This is a genomic window from Rahnella sp. CFA14(1/10) (genome assembly GCF_004195095.1).
Lineage (GTDB): Bacteria > Pseudomonadota > Gammaproteobacteria > Enterobacterales > Enterobacteriaceae > Rahnella > Rahnella perminowiae.
This window is the reverse complement of record NZ_SEWS01000003.1, coordinates 176,767-193,532: the sequence shown is the minus strand read 5'-3', so window position 1 is coordinate 193,532 and position 16,766 is coordinate 176,767. Positions and strand designations below refer to the sequence as shown.

Sequence of the window (16,766 nt, the reverse complement as noted above, 5' to 3'; positions counted from 1 at the left end):
AGATTTAATGCACAACACAGCAAAGCCCCGTCTGTATTTTCAGGCGGGGCTTTGCTTTTATAATCTGTATCTGGCCATGGGTGGCTAAAAGGTACATATATTATTAAGTATTCCTCCAGTACGCTTTGTTTATACTGATATCCGTTTGACGCAGCACGAATTTAATTGACTCATCATATATAGAGAGGAATTAAAAGTACTATGCGCTTCATAGAAAAAAATGCGGCTGGCAGGGCACACCTAACCCTTAGACTGGTTGAAACCCGGGAAACGACACCGGAATATGACAATAACGCCATGAATTTTTCCCTACTCACAGACAAAAATGAAGATGTTGCAGCAGGTCGCTGCGTAGTACTAAGTGAACCGGGAAGTCGTGATTATTTATATATCTCGGCAATATATGTTGAAGGAAATACCAACAAACCTACGAAATCCCACCCCAACAGATTTGTCGGGCTGGGTCAGCTTCTCTTATTTTCAGCCATAAGATACGGGATGGAGCAGAATATCGAAAACGCCTCATTATTACCGGTAGATGACAGCCAGGGATTTTATTTAAAAATGGGTTTTCATCCGACTATATATCACGGATACAGTGAACAGGATGGTGGTCACCGGGGTGCCGCTCAGTTCGGGTCATGGGAAATTAAATGCAAAATGGCGCGACCATTTCTACAATGCCTCCTTCCTGAACCCGGATTTTCGCGGCCCCAACTGGTCAGGAAATATTCGCAATATTCACTTAAATTTACGGCATAGAATCATGACTAACTGGACCATTGTCGGGTAACCGAGGTTACGTAAGCACGATAAATGGATGCCATGGTCAATTTATTAGCTCCACGGCATATCTTTATAAGGCAACCACACAACAGGCAGCGTTATTTCAGCTTCCCCAGCGGCTTTTCAGGTAACGCACCGCATCCTGCGTCTGCGGCTGGTTGAGGTAGCTTTCACGGAATAAAATCGTGCCGCTAATTTGTGGTACGGATTCATTCATATCGAGTTGTTTTTTCAGTTCCGGTACGCCACCACTTACCATCCAGTCCGGTTCATTTTTTGACGGTTCGCCCACTTTATACAGCGCCACACCAATATAGAGACGCGTATGAGTGGGCTTTACCACATTAGCCCACCAGTTTGCCAGCACGTCATAACGCGCCGCCTTGCGGGAAAACGGCCAGTACAGTTGCGGCGCAATGTAATCGAGCAAACCCTGCTGCACCCACAAGCGGGTATCCGCATAAGCCTCATCGTAAGCCGCTGCGCCGGAAGTTTGTGAACCCGCCGGATCATGCGACACGTTGCGCCAGACACCTGCCGGACTGACGCCAAATTCCACAGCCGGTTTCAGCTGTTTTATGGTGCGCGAAACCTGCTCAATCAGCATCAGTGTATTGTGACGCCGCCAGTCTGCTTTTGAAGCATAACCCTGACCGTATTTCCGGAACGTCAGGCTATCATCCAGGGCAGAACCCGGTGATTCTGAGTAAAAATAGTCATCAAACTGAACGCCATCAACGGGATAACGCGCGACCACTTCCGCCACGATGTTGGTTATCCAGTCGCGTGCATCAGGAATACCCGGGTCAACCACAAAACGATCGCCGGCAGTTCGGATCCAGTCGCGGTGCAACACGAATACGCTGGCAGGGTGCAGTGACAATGTCTGATTCAGTTCCACCACAGTCGAAGGTTTAGTATTTACAGACACGCGATAAGGATTAAACCAGGCATGGACTTTCATCCCGCGTTTGTGCGCTTCATCGAGCATAAATTGCAGCGGATCATATCCAGGATCCTGACCAATTTTGCCCGTCAGCATATCTGACCATGGCAAAATTTTTGATGGCCAGAACGCCGTGCCGTCAGGCTTCACCTGAAAGAACACCGTATTGATGCCCAGACTTTTGAGCTTATCGAGCTTGGTAATCAGCGCCTGTTGCTGCTGGCTGATGCGCAATGATGCACTGCCGGCATTCACCGAATTAACCGGTGGCCAGTCGAGGCGGGAAACCGTCGCCAGCCAGACGCCACGCACGGGTTCATGGCCCGATACCGGTTTGTCGGGAAGAGGGTGCCGGGCAACTGGCGGAAGTGGCGTCACCAGGGATTTTGGTGGTGTTGAAGAACAACTGGCCAGTAACAATGCAAGCGTCACAACGGCAGCCGGGTGTTTCAAGGCAGTAATAAACGGAAAATGACGGGAAGAGGCGATAATAAACTCCGGTGGTATCTGGTAGCCGCGCGAAAGGAAACATTTTCTTATTATTGAAGTTAAAGTCAATCACTTAGCGCTGATGCCTGCGTGATAACAAGGAACGCCGCAAACCACCTTATCGTTACAGACGAGTTAGTATACAGGGAGCGCCTCAGCACGATTGAGTGACAGGGCTAACTGTTGCAATATTAACTCACTATTTTCCTGGGGTTAAACCTTACAGGGTGTATTAAATGAGAGTGCCGAAATTTATCATGGCAGAAATGGAAGATCCGCTTGAATTTAATTACCACCTGTTAGCATAAATATTTTTCGTTTGCTTTGTGCTGCGGAAAATAGAGAGTTAAAATTAACATAGGTTTTATAATGAGACTACAGTCGGTTAATAAAATAATTAATTCAGGAGATAAACATATACATGTTAATCATTTCTGAAATATATGTCTCGTGTAAGAAAATATCAAACTGGAATTTTGAAGGGTAATATCCGAGAGAATTTTCACTGTTGCTACTGCTGATTTCATTAATGGAAGGCAGAAAATACGTTTAACATCATTCATTGCGATTTTTGCAACACCTGAGTCACTGCATCAGGCCTGTATAACCTGCATTTCGATATACTTCCGTATCGCAATGCCACTACTGGAGATAGCTATGTCTTTTTCATTAGCCAACTGGACGACCAACTGGCAGAAAGACGGACGTTTCAGCAAAAACTATACATCAGTTCTGATAGAGAAAGCCTGCAGGCTGGACAGTCAGTTGAACAATGCCTACTGCAGAGGAACCCTGAAAGTCATTGCCGGGCCTCACCGGAAGGCAGGTCCGGGTGAGGGTGGCGATGCAAGGTGGCATATGACGCTACAACCTTCGGCCAACAGTAGCTGCTGGCATATCATTCTGGATAACAGCGTGACCCGGCCCGTGAAAATTAACAAACGGGAACTCACGGGGCACGGTTTTTAGTTTTAGGGCGGTTCAGGTTCGGCATCCGGACCTGACCAGCGACTCATTATTCTTTGACAACTGATATCCCAGCCATTGGGATGGTGTTACAGATAAGTTATTAAAATTCACGCGTATTGACGGAGTTTTACTCAGAGGACTTTAGGATAAGGACATACTGTGAAGTAAGAGGAGAAATGCATGAAACCAAGGTTAAGTTTTGCTGTACTTTTTATCTTCATCACCTTCGGTGCAATGGCAAAAGATATGACCCTTATAAAATCAGCCCCGGTTCATCGGGGTGGTTTTAACAGTCATAATGGCTTTGCGGATACTGCCGAAACGCCGGATGAACACATACGGGAAGACCATCACCGCACGCTTCGCAGTACATCCTGAGAGGTGAATCCAGACCCCGATCCGTCCGGATAGCCCAGGCAGGCAACTCACGGCACACGGCACACGGCACACGGCAAACACAGACCTTTATTCCAGATAAATCACCCTGTCTGCCGATGCTATCGTTGTCTCGCGGTGCGCAATGATAACCCTTGTGATGTCCAGTGCTTTGATCGCGAGATTCACCATCGCCTCGCTTTCCTTGTCCAGCGCGCTGGTCGCTTCATCTAAGAACAAGACGGCAGGCTTCTTGTAAATCGCGCGGGCAAGGAACAGTCGTTGTTTTTGCCCCCCCGACAGCCCCTCTCCTAATTCACCGATCAGGGTTTCATAGCCCATGGGCATTTGCTTAATGACGGTATCCAGGTAGCTGGCGCGGACACATTCCTGCATCCAGGCTTCATCCACTTCGTCCGCAAAGCCGCAGATATTTTCCCGGATGGAGCCGGAAAACAGCTTGTCATCCTGCATTACGCAGGCGATCATTTTATGATAGTTATTGATACCCAACTGCTGAATATCGATACCGTTCACCTCGACCCTGCCGTTATCAGGATAAAACAGCCCGCACAATACCTTCATCAAGGTGGTTTTTCCTGAGCCGGACGGCCCAACAATAGCCACACTTTCTCCGGGCGCGATAGTGATGTCTAACCCGTTAAAAATGGGTGGAGACTGACTGTCATAACGGTAACTCAATGCATGTGTTGCCAGCGAAACGGGTTGTAAACGAGCCTCATAAGGGATGTCCGGCTTACGATTTTCCTGCGGATGCAGGGCAATATCGGCAATGCGTTCATTGTGCAAGCTCATCATACGCAATTGCAGCAGGAAATTGGTCAGTGAGCCAATTCTGTCGGAAAACTGCCCGCGAAAAGCGCCGAATGCAACGAACATACCGATAGTCATCTGGTTGTCTATTACCAGACTGGTACCCAGCCACAGGATCACCACCTGATCACAGGCTGAGACAAAGGTGTTGATGCCGCCAAACAGCATGTCCATCTTCGTAACGCGGATCCCGGTATTGATGGTATCGATTTCGAGGTTGAGCCAGTGGGCACTGCGTCTTTCTGCTATCCCCTGCATTTTTACTGTGGCGATGCCGTACAGCGTCTCCATGAAATAGGAACCGGCACGGGCATTTCTGACCAAAGACTCCTCTGAAAGCTGCCGGTAATAACCGTAGGTCAGCAGACGGAGAAGTACATACACGGCGGTGAAGGCCATGACGACCCACGTTAACCAACCTCCGTACAAAATCATCATCACGAGCACGCCGGCCACCATAATCATGTCCATGATGGCGCCGACAATACTGGCGGTGAAGGTGCTGCGCAATGCATCCAGCGATCCGAAGCGTGACTGGATATCCCCCAGTTTGCGACGTTCAAAATAGCCCAGAGGTAACCGCAATAAGTGGTTAAACAACCCGGATTGCCACTGGACATTGATGAGCGTCGTCATGACCAGTGCAGACCAGGCGCGTACCATGCTGACTGCGGCCCGCAACAGAATAAAGAATAACAGCCCCGCGCAGATTAACGTCAGCAGTCCGCGATCGCCTGCAGGGATCGCATGATCCATCACCAGTTGTGTACCAACCGGCATCACAAGGTTGATGGTTTCAATCACCAGTGACAGGCAAAAAATTTTGCCTAGCGTACCTTTAAGGCCATATACGCTGCCCATAAGCGTATTCAGACTGAGCCGTTTCCGCACGGTATGTGCTTTGAATGCAGCGCCTGGCCAGGCTTCGAGTGCTACGCCGGTAAAACTGTGCGACACCTCTGCCATGTTGATGATTCTGCGGCCCCGGGCGGGGTCATGTATGACCACGTGATTACGCCTGACGCTCACCAGAACGACAAAATGGTTAAACTCCCAGTGCAGTATGCATGGCAATTTTAGCGCACCGAGATCTTCCATATCCAGTGACAAAGGGCGTGACGACAAGCCCAGTTGTTCGGCCATACCGGTTAAACCGGACAATGTAGTACCACGCGCCGAGAGGTTGAACTGCTGGCGCAGTGCGATCAGATCAATATTCATACCATAGTGGCCGCAAAGCATCGCCAGGCAAGCGAGGCCGCACTCAGAAGATTCCGTTTGATGGACTAGCGGCACGCGTTGCCGCAATCGTATATCAAGCTGGCCGAGCAGTTTCTTGACAGAGAGTCTATTCATTGACCGGCCCCGACGCGCTGTGTTTCATGTCGTAGAACGGTGACAACATCCACTGATATATCTTCCTTTTTTCCAAAAATAGTGTGCTCTCCGCCTTCATACCATTTTCCAGGTTCAGACGTTTACCACTGTACATGATGGTCTGTTTTTCGGGTCTGACGATCACTTTGTAGTAAGGGACTGCCGAGGTCAAAGCAGCTTTCGGGGCTCCCTGATAGGTCAGCATTTCCTGAGATGAAGCCGGTGCTTTCGAAATCACTGACACCGTGCCGGCAAACTGCCCAAACTTTTGCGCCGGAAAAGCTTCATAACGAATGTTGACCCGGTCGCCTGTGGAAATATAGGGAATAGCATCATTAGGTACCCAAAGTATCAGGGAGTAATGATCAATATTGGGTGGGATGACTTGCAGCAAACTGTCGCCGACGTTGACCATCTGTCCTACCGTGACGCTAAGAGAGTCTACGCGACCGTCAACCAGTGCGCGGACGATGATTGCCCCGCCTGCATCGATATTGAGCAGTTCTTTTTGCAGTTCGTAGCGCTGGAGTTCCATCTGATAAATTTGGTTATCAAACTCAGCGGCCTGAGTGTGGATTTGGCTTTCAAGAGCAGTGATCTGCAGGGCGTTTTGCTCGTTCTGCCCGGTGAGGCCCAACAGATTGTTTTGTTGCTGGTAATAGAGCGCCACCTGATTGGTGAGTTGATCCTTATTGATAAGCCCCTTTGTCTGATATTGCCGGTAGTTCTCCATATTCTCTTTCATAATACGGAGTCCTTCCTCAGCACGCCGGAGTATGTCGTTGGAGCGCTGGAAAGCGGCGATATATTGGGCCTTTTGTTTCTCCAGCATCCCGACAGTGTCTTGTTTACTGCTGTCCAGCCGGCTGATGATTTGTGAAATGCGTTCAAGCTGATTATTGATGTCCCGGCGTTGGTTATCACTGACCACGCCGCTGCGGGTACTTTTACTCACATCTATCTGATAGATAGGAGTGCCAGCCTTGATTATCTGTCCTTCCGTGACAAATTCTTTGACTACCACGCCCTGAACGGCGGAATAGACATTAGCCACGCGCGGGTAGGTGCTGATCTCGCCGGTCACGTTGACTCTGCGGGTGTAATTTGCGGCGATGACAAAGGTGAGGAAGATTGTAATAAACAAAAGACATAATAACGCTGTGACCCAGAACGGAATTCCAGGGAGGAGCAGCGCCCGGCCACGCCATTTCATTTTCTGATTATCAATCGCTTCCTGGCGAAACACGGTCTGTCCTTCGTTAGCGTGCGGGGAGGTGAGTAGTCACCTTTATTATGCCACGCCCTGGTCCTGCTCCGGCAAGCGTTTGTTTTAGCATACCGCTGGTTTGTATTATCTACATTTCGCTTAGTGAAGAAGAAAAAACCTTTAAAAACAAAGGATTACATGAAATTAAATGTATTTTTTAAAGCATAAAAAGAAGGAGAAAAAATGAAGATAAAGCAATAAATAGTTAACAAAGTGAAATCAAATGTAACTAAAAGTAATAAAATTGACAAAAAGCTTACCTTTGAGCGTATAACTGTTTTGTACCTTTCACTGCGAAGTCGATGTGCGGCTGAAGAAAATATTTGTCCTCATATTGTTGGTTGGCTTCTATTTCATTTCCCGGGTGGAGTAGTCATATATAGGGATAGTGGGAATTCTAAAGTTTCACTGCTTCTGCAAGTGTCAGTATCCCTGCTAATTGTTTTTCTGGTGGAGACCAAATCAATAGCAGAAAAAAATAACCGTTACGAGGGTAAAAAATGATAAAGGAACTTTCTCAATCTGAATTAGCTTTAGTTGCAGGCGGAAACGCTAACTCTAATTATGAGGGCGGCAGCAGCAGAAATACCCAGCACAACCAATCATCCTGGAGTCATATGGCTCAGAATGCGCCTACGCATATATACGGAGGCCCGGGAACTGTTGACTGCGCTAATGGTGTTTTTGGTGCACTCGCCAAAGGCTTTCCAAACCCGGGGAAAATGGCGGTCGGTGTGGCTAAAAATGCCGGAAAATGCCTTTCTGATAATGGCGGCCGTGGCGGCGCTTTTGGTGGCGACTCAAATGCTAACAGCGTCAACGGGCAATGCCACTGGTAATAACTAGTTAAAATTATTTTAAGCTACCCTGAGGTAATAATGACGCCAGGGTAGCTATGCCCATGATTCAGCATAACGATGATTGAAGCATCAAATCCGATGACGAAGAAACTTGTCAGTATATAAGGGGACAGGGTAAAGATAAGATAAAGGATGATGATGGCTAAAATTTCAGCACTGGTTTTTTTATATTCCCGACAAAAGCATCTTCCATTATTTAAAAACCCTGTTGTATAAAATGGCTTGCGTCGCAGCATTTAAAAGAAAAGTTATACCTTAAGCATAGCGTAAGTGTAAATCATCAAAGCCAATGAGGAATGTACTTCATCACAAATCAGACAATTGAAAACATTTTTGCCATTAAAGATCATGAAGACTTATTGAAAAAGGGGGCGGTCAAATGAATCATTCCGCTGAATGCGCCGCAATTTAACATAATCATGATTATGCGCACTGGAATCGTAAGCTCATTGTAAATCAATGCATCCTGAAAATCTAAAAATAAGGCCGGTCATCATCCCGGCCTTATTGGTTCTTATCAGTATTCGAAAATCACATCATCCGCGATCAGGCATGCGTTACGGTTTTTTGCTCTGTCTTCGATCCGGTATTTTCCAGCATTCTTCGCACCGGAATAATGAGGATGAACAGCACCGCAGCGCAGATCAGCAACGCAATGGAACAACGTGCGAAGAGATCAGGCAGCATATCCAGTTGATCGGCTTTTACATGCCCGCCAATCAAACCGGCCGCCAGATTCCCCAGCGCGCTGGCGCAAAACCACAGGCCCATCATCTGACCGCGCATTCTTTCCGGTGCCAGCAGCGTCATCGTCGCCAGTCCAATCGGGCTCAGGCACAGCTCGCCGAGCGTCAGCATCAAAATGCTTCCCACCAGCCATAAGGGTGATACGCCTGCTCCGCCGCTGTTCAGGACGTTCTGGGCAGCCATCATCATGATCCCGAAGCCCGCTGCCGCACACAAAATACCAATGATAAACTTGGTGATGCTACTCGGGCGCACATTTTTACGCGCCAGCAACGGCCATGCCCAGCTGAATACCGGCGCCAGCAGGATAATGAACAGTGCATTAATAGACTGGAACCAGACGGCAGGAATTTCGAAATCGCCGATCATCCGGTTGGTATAGTCGTTAGCGAACAGGTTAAATGAAGTCGGTTTCTGTTCAAACGCAGACCAGAAGAAGGCTGCCGAAACTAACAAAATGAAACACACCAGCAGTCTGGCGCGCTCTTTGCGGTTAAGTCCGGCAAACAGGAACAGATAGATAAAATAGAGGGCAACTGACGCCGCTATTACGTACACCAGCACGCTGGCGACGGCAACCGGGTTAATGACGATCACCCCCTGCGAGATCAGCGCAACGATGGCTGCCACAGCCGCAGCCAGTACCAGCAGCCAGGCACCCACGCCGTTTTTCTTAGCAACCGGACTGTTCCAGGTCGAATCCAGACCTACTTCGCTGTCGTAACGTTTCATGGAAGGCACGGCATACAGGCGGAAGATAATCAGCGCCACCAGCATACCGATTCCCCCGATACCAAAGCCCCAGTGCCAGCCATGCGTTTTTATCAGCCAGCCGGAGATCAGCGGCGCGATAAACGACCCCATATTAATACCCATGTAAAACAATGAGAAACCGCCGTCACGACGCGCATCACCTTTTTTATACAGTGTGCCCACCATAACCGAGATGCATGTTTTGAACAGGCCTGAGCCGAGAACAATGAACATCAGGCCGATGAAAAACAGGCTGTCGCCCATGAAAGCGGAAAGCGCGATCGACAGATGGCCGAGCGCAATCAGAATCGATCCGTACCAGACCGCCCTCTGCTGCCCGAGCCAGTTATCTGCCAGCCAGCCCCCCGGCAGTGCCGCCAGATACATACAGCCAGCAAATATACCGACGATAGCCGAGGCGTTTTCGCGTGCAAGCCCCATGCCGCCGTCGTAAACCGTCGCCGCCATAAACAGGATAAGTAAGGGACGGATGCCATAAAACGAGAACCGCTCCCACATTTCAGTGAAGAACAATGAGCCGAGCGGATAAGGATGGCCGAAGAAAGTCCGGCTTTCGTTTTTATTAACAGAGGAATGCATAAATTCTCCAGAGAAAGTCTGTCGTAATCGTTGTGAATACCCTTGCCCGGCGGCTGTCTTGCAGCCGCTCTTAAACATTCAGCGGTTATTATTTGATTGCTGAATACCGGTATTGTCTGGCATTAACCGCAGAAGTTTTAGAGGAAAAGTCGACTAATGTCCACTTTTACAGATTTTATAGCGGCAAAAAAACGGACATGGCAGGTCAATTTACGAAAAAATCCGCATGAGAGAAATGCATTCTCTTTCACAGGCTACCGTGAGCAAAATAGGTGCCGCTATAAGGTATGGGCAGATAATCGTGAAAGAGTTGTTTTAACGTCTGTTCAGGTTCGATATCCGCAAACAGTTCAGGATAAAGGGCTTTTGCCATAAACTCGGTGGCGGCAACATGCCACGGGCTGAGGTAGAAATTTTGCCATATCATCCCGGTGTGGCCGTTATGCAGCGCTTTAAGTTCCCGCAATCCGTTCTGTCTGGCGGTGAGTTCCCGCAAACTTTGCTGGGCTATTTCCGGTGCGATTTCAGGCCCCAGTTTCAAATCATTCTGATCTTCAGCGGAACCGGCCCCTGTGGCGAAATAAACCTCAGGTTGCGCCATGATGACCGTTTCCTCATTCAGCCGGCCAAAGACCCCTTGCACTGTTTTTCCGGCGATATTATCCCCTCTGGCAAAATTGAGCAGTTCACCCAGGCTACCTTTCACAGCAGTCACACAGCATTCATTGCGGCGTCCAAGATGTAACTGAAGCAACACCGTCGGTTTATGGCCGGAATAAGTGGCCAGCCGATCATGAATGACCTGCATATGCGCATCATAAAAATGATTAAACGCCTGAGCCCGTGCAGTCTGGTTAAGCACTTCGCCCAGAATATTCACACTGCGCTGAGTATTTTTCAGCAGCTGGACACGAAGATCGATTTTCACTACCGGAATATGCGCCGCGTTGAGCATCTCTTTAAGACGCAAATCTGCATCGTCATAGCGCGCAAGACTGGGCAGGATCACCAGATCCGGTTTGAGCGCCAGCACCTTTTCAGGGTTCATATCATTTGTTCCGCCCAACCCCAGCGACGGAATCGCCAACATCTGCGGAAAACGCCGGGCAAAAATATTCCAGGTCTGGCGGTCATATTTCTTCAAATCGAGTGGCCAGCCGACAACCCGTTTCACAGGGTCACCGGTTTCCAGCAGGGCCAGCGTATAAAGCATCCGGCTTTCGCCAAGCACGATACGTTGCGGATTATCGGGAATGTTCACCGGGTTACCGTCGATATCGATGACGGTGCGTGCCTGCACACCGACGCCCGTCAGTGCCAGCAGCATAAAAACCATCGTCATGACACTGTATTTGCGGATCAGATGCGCGCGCGGCAAAAACCGCCGATCAGAATTCAACACTTGCCTGCACCATAAGATTACGGGTTTCACCTTCACGTACGCGCAGGTTACCGCCGCTGGACGTGTAATAATGTTTGTTAAACAGATTATTCAGGTTGAGTTTAAGCTGTGTCTTCTCCCCGAACAGACGGTTATTCCATGCAACAAAGCTGTCAGCCACAATATAATCAGGCAGCGTGAAACTGTTTTCCGGGTCTCCCGCCCGGCTCCCCACATAACGCGCACCGCCACCGATACGGAAATCTCCCGGCAGGCCGTTAATCACCAGATTATGGCTCAGATAGAGCGCACCCGAATGACGCGGCGCATTTTGTAAGCGGTTGCCGTTATTCGCTGAATTTTCACCATCATCCACAATTTTGGCCTGGTCATAGCTGTAACTGGCACTGACTTCCCAGTCAGGAAAGATTTCACCATTCAGTTCAAACTCTGCTCCGCTGGAACGCGCTTTATCAATGGCGCTTGTTTCGCCGTTAATGCTCAGTGACATGTCACGTTCATCGATGCGGTAAAGCGCCACGCTGGCAAACATGCGTGGCGTAATCTGCCATTTACTGCCCACTTCCCAGGTGGTGCCCTGTTCAGGCTTTCCGACATTGCCATCATCATCGACATCCGTTGAGGGGGTAAAGGATTTACTGACGCTGCTGTATAAAGACACATCGGGCGTGACTTTATAAATCAGACCGGCCTGTGGCAAAAACTTATTCCCTTCGGAATCCAGTGTCTGAACAACCGGATCAAAGCCTTTTGAAGCACGTTGCTCATAGTGCTGATAGCGGCCACCCACGACCGCAATCCAGTCTGATGTCAGTGAAATGCTGTCTTTTGCATAAACCGACCGGCTGTGGATCCGGTTCAGGTTATTGCCATTAGCCGTATTCTCAGTGGTGCTGTTGGCGACCGGGGAGAGAATGTCATATTGCGGATCAAAATAGTTAAAGCTGCTGTTGGCTTTTCCCTGGTATTGATGTGCACGATACGTCTGGTTCATCTCATAGTCTGTACCCAGCACAAGATCATGATTCATGCCCAGAATCTCCTGCGTACCCAGCAGATCCCAGGAAACGTATTTGGTCTTATGGTTAAAACCGCGGTTGGCATCCGCCCTGCGCGTCACGGCGCCGGTGGTGGTGTTCACCGCCGTCACCCTGACCTCGTCATTATTGTAGCGGCGCTGGTTCCAGCCAAGCGTCAGACGAGTACTCCAGTCATCGCTGAACTGCCAGTCATAGTGAGCGTTGAGCGTTTTATTATGGCCCCAGGCACGGTTTGATTTATCATCCAGCCGGTTTTTATAGCCGATATCGATAGGCTTACCGTTAATAAAAGCGGTTCCGCGATCGTAAGGTATATCGTAGCGGTAATCTGAATAGCTGATCAGAAAACTGGCCTTTTCGCCATACCATTGCAGCGAAGGCGAAATCAGCGTGTGCTTATCGCTGCCAAAATTACGCCAGTAATCCTGATCTTGTTTTTCCGCAATCATGCGCACGGCAAAACCATTGCCAAGCGGACCGGTGACATCGACTGTCCCTGCCCCGCCGCCTTCACTGGCGTAACGTCCGCTGACTTTTGTGTGCCAGTCATACTGCGGCTTTTTACTGACAAGGTTAATGACACCGCCGGGATTTTGGATCCCGTAGAGCAATGATGCTGAACCTTTTAACACTTCAACACGTTCGGTAGTGGCATCAAAATTGAGACCCTGGCTGCTGCGCACGCCGTCGCGATAAACGGAGCCATCAGAGTTGGAACCAAATCCACGGCGGACAAATCCATCTTCCGTACCTGCGAGAGTATTCCCCTCACTGACACCACTGACAAAATGCATCGCATCAGCCAGGTTTGTGGCCTGATAGTCGTCCAGTTGTTGCCGGGTTACCACACTGACTGACTGTGCCTCGTTAAGACGCGAGGTGGGCGTTTTACTGGCAACAGAACTGGTTCCGGCGCTATATGATTGATCGTCAACTCCCGGCCCGGTGATCGTTAACGTATCGCTTTCTCCCGCTGAATATCCTGTAACAGGTGTCAGCATCACGACACCATAAATCGCAGCTAAAATGGCTGGGTGGTCTTTTCTTTTAAAATCAAACAGCGTGTTATTCTTCATTTCAATGAACCCGGTGTTAAAAATGACGTCTTTTTCCGTAAAGAAATTCCGGACATACCAGTAACGACAGACACATAGTGTGTCCGGTTAACGCTCCTGACCTGTCCGGTTAATGTTGTTATTCTGATCCGGCAAAGGAAAACCGCCGTAATGCAATTGATAATCATTCCAACATGCGGAGATGTAGTAGTAAATGATATGTTTCAGAATTTTGCTACATCAAAAAACGCCACACCCTGTCATCAGCAACAGAATTACACTTTATAACTCATTGTTTAATAAATGATTTATATATAAATCATTTAATATCGCCCACAAAACATTGCTCAGGGGCATAAGAATGTGAATATTTTTATTCATAAAAACACTACATTGTGAATATGATAAAACCGGGTAAAGGGTAAAAACGACAAGGATCGGTAAAAACAAATGGCGGCGACTCCGGTAAAAAAACGTATTGATGTCTTCGGTGAACGTTACCGTGCACGTATCTCCTCACTTTCCCCCGGCTTACAAACCGTTGCGTCTTATATATACAACCATCGTGAATCGGTGCTGGAAGCAACAGCAATGGATATTGCAACCGCGACAGAGGTTTCAGATGCCACCGTAGTCCGCGCCGTTCAGGCGCTCGGTTTTGCGGGTTTACGCGATATGAAGAAAACGCTGGAAGCCTGGTTTGGCACAGCGGTTAATTCAGAAGAGAAAATGATTACCACCGTCAGTGAGCTGGCCAGTGATATCAATTCGGGCATCGACTTCGTTCTTGACGGGCATAAGCGTGCCTGTGACACGCTGGCGCAGCCAGCTAACCGTCAGGCTATTTCTGAGGCTATCGCCTTGCTGATTAATGCACGCCAGGTGGCGGTGTTTGGTCTTAACGCTTCCGGTATTTTAGCGGACTACAGCGCCAGGCTCTTTACCCGAATCGGCATTCCCGCAGTGTCACTTAACCGCTCAGGCATTGCGCTGGCGGAACAACTGATCAATCTGCAGCGGGGTGATGTCCTGATTATGATGGCGCAGAAGAGTGCTCATCGCGAAGGCAGAACGGCAATACAGGAAGCAAAGCGTCTGAGTATCCCCCTCATTTTACTGACCAACGCCAGTGATTCTTTTTTTGCGAAACAGGCTGACATTGTCATCACTATTCCGCGCGGGGGTGAGAATGGCAGAATGCCACTCCATGGTACGGTACTGGTGTGTCTGGAAATGCTGATTTTATCCGTTGCCTCGGCCACCGCATCGCGAACCATGAAAACCATGAAACGCATCCAGGATCTCAATCAGTCTCTGAAGTCAGCCAATAAAATAAGAAAATTGCAGGACGGGGGGACATAAACAATCAGCATGAAGAAGCGGGAGATGAATAACACGGCCCCCCGCTTACTGTCGCTGTCCGTGCGGCGTTTCTAGAGAAGTATCTGCCGGTTAAGCGGTTTGAACCGGCAGATATCGTAATCATACAATTTACCGGGTTCAGTAGGAAAGGTGTCATAGGAACCGCTGATATACATGCCTTCCCTGAAAATAACGACCTCATCTACAGGCACGGGATGCTGACATGCGGCGCAAACCAGAGAATGTACGGTTTCTGCCAGGGGCGTATTCACTGCGGCGACGAAACGATCTGATCCGCATTGCTCGCAAACAATATTAATATCCGGCATGTGATGCGCTCTGCACAAAAGGAAAGTGAATCCTTCAAATATAGCATAATTGGAATAATCTTATTGCGAATTCTGAACTCATTCCCTATCAAAACATTGCAGGCAAAAAAAAGCCCGCAGGCAAACAGCGGGCAATCACACAGACAGGAATAATAAAAAGCAGTGGTTATCTGTAGCGAGGTACAGATGCATTAATCATAGCCAGCTTTATCTTCTTCGCGAGCCTGCAGCCCTTGCCTTTTAAAAATAGGAATACTCCGCATTTACTCCGCCTTGCTGACGCGCCAGATGCTGTTACCTGCATCGTCGGCGATCAGCACTCCGCCCTGTTTATCCATTGCCAGTCCGACCGGTAAACCGCGAACATGTTTCTGATCATCGGTGAGGAATCCGGTCACCACCGGCTGTGGCAGCCCGACGGGTTTACCATTTTCAAATTTTACCCACATCACCTGATAACCGTTCAGCGGTTTGCGGTTCCAGCTGCCGTGTTCACTCACAAACGCGCCACCGCGATATTGCGCCATATTGTCGCCGGTATAGAACAGCAACCCGAGCGGGGCAACATGTGAACTGATGGCATAATCCGGTTTGATGGCTTTTTCGACCAGATCCGGACGCGGTGGTTTAACGCGCTCATCCACATGTTGTCCGTAGTAGCTGTAAGGCCAGCCATAGAAACCGTGCTCTTGCACAGAGGTCATGTAATCGGGCACCAGATCGGAGCCGATTTCGTCGCGTTCATTAACCACTGCCCACAGCTTGCCGCTTTGTGGCTCCCATTGCAGACCGGTCGGATTGCGCAATCCGCTGGCGTAAATACGGCTGGCACCGGTTGCGGCATCCACTTCCAGAATGGCCGCGCGCCGGTCTTCTGCACCGATACCGTTTTCAGTGATATTGCTGTTGGAACCGACCCCGACGTACAATTTGCTGCCGTCCGGACTCGCCAGCAGGGATTTAGTCCAGTGATGGTTGATAGGCCCGCCTGGCAATGCTGTCACCACCTCACCCGGTGCGGTAATCTGCGTTTCACCTTGCTGATAAGGGTATTTAATCAGGCTGTCCGCGCTGGCGACCCATAACGTATTACCGGTCAGCTGAATACCGAACGGTGAATTTACACGGGCAATAAACGGATGTTTCTCCCATTTACCGCCGGTATAGCGCAGCAACGTAATACGGTTACCGCCTTCGCCGCCTTTACCGGAGGATTTCTGCACCATCCCCATAATTAACTCTTTCGGCCTGAAGATGAGTTTTTTCGCCGGACCATTAGATTCCGCAACCAGCACATCGTTATTCGGCAACACATACACCTGACGCGGGTGCTTAAGCCCTTCCGCGATTTTTTCGATCTTTAGCCCGTCCGCCACTTTCGGCATTTCACCGGTTTTCCACGGTATGCCTTGTGGCACTTTCATGGGTGGCAGCAGGAAGTTTTGCGCTTTCGGCAGTTCAGGATCCGCACCGGTTTGTTTCTTCGGGTCGATTTGTGAACTGTCATCACAACTGCTTAGTAATGCGACGAGCGTCAGTGCGAGTAACGCGCGTTGGTGATTTTTCATGGTCTTA

General features: G+C 49.2%; 13 protein-coding genes. 5 read left to right on the top strand and 8 right to left on the bottom strand.

What is annotated here, in order from left to right:
* Positions 1-201: 201 nt before the first annotated feature.
* Positions 202-762: a GNAT family N-acetyltransferase gene (locus EVX52_RS07535; protein ID WP_129990999.1), complete on the top strand. Its 561-nt coding sequence runs from the start codon at positions 202-204 to the stop codon at positions 760-762.
* A 127-nt stretch (positions 763-889) separates the two neighbouring features.
* On the opposite strand, the gene EVX52_RS07530 is transcribed toward EVX52_RS07535, so the two are convergent.
* Complete coding sequence (locus EVX52_RS07530) at positions 890-2,224, bottom strand: glycoside hydrolase family 10 protein (RefSeq protein WP_240783451.1); 1,335 nt, start codon at positions 2,222-2,224, stop codon at positions 890-892.
* A gap of 654 nt (positions 2,225-2,878) precedes the next feature.
* Between EVX52_RS07530 and EVX52_RS07525 the strand changes: the two genes are divergently transcribed.
* Entirely contained in the window at positions 2,879-3,190 is a 312-nt protein-coding gene (locus EVX52_RS07525) for a hypothetical protein (protein WP_129953584.1), read from the top strand.
* Between the two features lie 180 nt (positions 3,191-3,370).
* Positions 3,371-3,568: a hypothetical protein gene (locus EVX52_RS07520; RefSeq protein WP_129953585.1), complete on the top strand. Its 198-nt coding sequence runs from the start codon at positions 3,371-3,373 to the stop codon at positions 3,566-3,568.
* A gap of 87 nt (positions 3,569-3,655) precedes the next feature.
* On the opposite strand, the gene EVX52_RS07515 is transcribed toward EVX52_RS07520, so the two are convergent.
* Positions 3,656-5,755 carry a peptidase domain-containing ABC transporter gene (locus tag EVX52_RS07515; protein WP_129990998.1) on the bottom strand — a complete coding sequence of 700 codons (2,100 nt, stop codon included), beginning with the start codon at positions 5,753-5,755 and terminating at the stop codon, positions 3,656-3,658.
* Positions 5,748-7,022 (bottom strand): HlyD family secretion protein, encoded by a 1,275-nt coding sequence (locus EVX52_RS07510; RefSeq protein ID WP_129990997.1) that lies wholly within the window; start codon positions 7,020-7,022, stop codon positions 5,748-5,750. Before EVX52_RS07510 ends, EVX52_RS07515 begins: the two co-directional genes overlap by 8 nt.
* Positions 7,023-7,543: 521 nt before the next feature.
* Between EVX52_RS07510 and EVX52_RS07505 the strand changes: the two genes are divergently transcribed.
* Positions 7,544-7,882, top strand: coding sequence for a hypothetical protein (locus tag EVX52_RS07505; RefSeq protein ID WP_129953588.1), 339 nt, complete (start codon positions 7,544-7,546; stop codon positions 7,880-7,882).
* Positions 7,883-8,449: 567 nt separating this feature from the next.
* On the opposite strand, the gene EVX52_RS07495 is transcribed toward EVX52_RS07505, so the two are convergent.
* The 3 genes from EVX52_RS07495 to EVX52_RS07485 all read right to left on the bottom strand — a co-directional run bounded on the left by EVX52_RS07495 (position 8,450) and on the right by EVX52_RS07485 (position 13,521).
* On the bottom strand, positions 8,450-10,003 hold the full coding sequence (locus EVX52_RS07495) for a peptide MFS transporter (RefSeq protein ID WP_129990996.1): 1,554 nt from the start codon (positions 10,001-10,003) through the stop codon (positions 8,450-8,452).
* A 247-nt stretch (positions 10,004-10,250) separates the two neighbouring features.
* A complete protein-coding gene (locus EVX52_RS07490) occupies positions 10,251-11,345 on the bottom strand; it encodes an ABC transporter substrate-binding protein (RefSeq protein WP_129991118.1) in 1,095 nt (364 codons plus the stop codon).
* 46 nt (positions 11,346-11,391) lie between these two features.
* The gene (locus tag EVX52_RS07485) at positions 11,392-13,521 is read right to left on the bottom strand and encodes a TonB-dependent siderophore receptor (RefSeq protein WP_129990995.1); all 2,130 of its coding nucleotides are present in this window, start codon (positions 13,519-13,521) and stop codon (positions 11,392-11,394) included.
* Positions 13,522-13,950: 429 nt separating this feature from the next.
* On the opposite strand from EVX52_RS07485, the gene EVX52_RS07480 reads away from it, so the two are divergent.
* Positions 13,951-14,862 carry a MurR/RpiR family transcriptional regulator gene (locus tag EVX52_RS07480; RefSeq protein WP_129953591.1) on the top strand — a complete coding sequence of 304 codons (912 nt, stop codon included), beginning with the start codon at positions 13,951-13,953 and terminating at the stop codon, positions 14,860-14,862.
* A gap of 71 nt (positions 14,863-14,933) precedes the next feature.
* Here EVX52_RS07480 and EVX52_RS07475 read toward each other — a convergent pair whose 3' ends face one another.
* Complete coding sequence (locus EVX52_RS07475; protein ID WP_129953592.1) at positions 14,934-15,191, bottom strand: hypothetical protein; 258 nt, start codon at positions 15,189-15,191, stop codon at positions 14,934-14,936.
* A 263-nt stretch (positions 15,192-15,454) separates the two neighbouring features.
* Complete coding sequence (locus EVX52_RS07470) at positions 15,455-16,759, bottom strand: sorbosone dehydrogenase family protein (RefSeq protein ID WP_129990994.1); 1,305 nt, start codon at positions 16,757-16,759, stop codon at positions 15,455-15,457.
* Positions 16,760-16,766 lie beyond the last annotated feature (7 nt).

Bases quoted from the DNA above. Each gene is read 5' to 3' on its own strand.
- EVX52_RS07485 (WP_129990995.1), bottom strand. From the start codon at position 13,521: ATGAAGAATAACACGCTGTTTGATTTTAAAAGAAAAGACCACCCAGCC.
- EVX52_RS07495 (WP_129990996.1), bottom strand. From the start codon at position 10,003: ATGCATTCCTCTGTTAATAAAAACGAAAGCCGGACTTTCTTCGGCCAT.
- EVX52_RS07520 (WP_129953585.1), top strand. From the start codon at position 3,371: ATGAAACCAAGGTTAAGTTTTGCTGTACTTTTTATCTTCATCACCTTC.
- EVX52_RS07505 (WP_129953588.1), top strand. From the start codon at position 7,544: ATGATAAAGGAACTTTCTCAATCTGAATTAGCTTTAGTTGCAGGCGGA.
- EVX52_RS07515 (WP_129990998.1), bottom strand. From the start codon at position 5,755: ATGAATAGACTCTCTGTCAAGAAACTGCTCGGCCAGCTTGATATACGA.
- EVX52_RS07480 (WP_129953591.1), top strand. From the start codon at position 13,951: ATGGCGGCGACTCCGGTAAAAAAACGTATTGATGTCTTCGGTGAACGT.
- EVX52_RS07535 (WP_129990999.1), top strand. From the start codon at position 202: ATGCGCTTCATAGAAAAAAATGCGGCTGGCAGGGCACACCTAACCCTT.
- EVX52_RS07475 (WP_129953592.1), bottom strand. From the start codon at position 15,191: ATGCCGGATATTAATATTGTTTGCGAGCAATGCGGATCAGATCGTTTC.
- EVX52_RS07470 (WP_129990994.1), bottom strand. From the start codon at position 16,759: ATGAAAAATCACCAACGCGCGTTACTCGCACTGACGCTCGTCGCATTA.
- EVX52_RS07490 (WP_129991118.1), bottom strand. From the start codon at position 11,345: ATGACGATGGTTTTTATGCTGCTGGCACTGACGGGCGTCGGTGTGCAG.
- EVX52_RS07525 (WP_129953584.1), top strand. From the start codon at position 2,879: ATGTCTTTTTCATTAGCCAACTGGACGACCAACTGGCAGAAAGACGGA.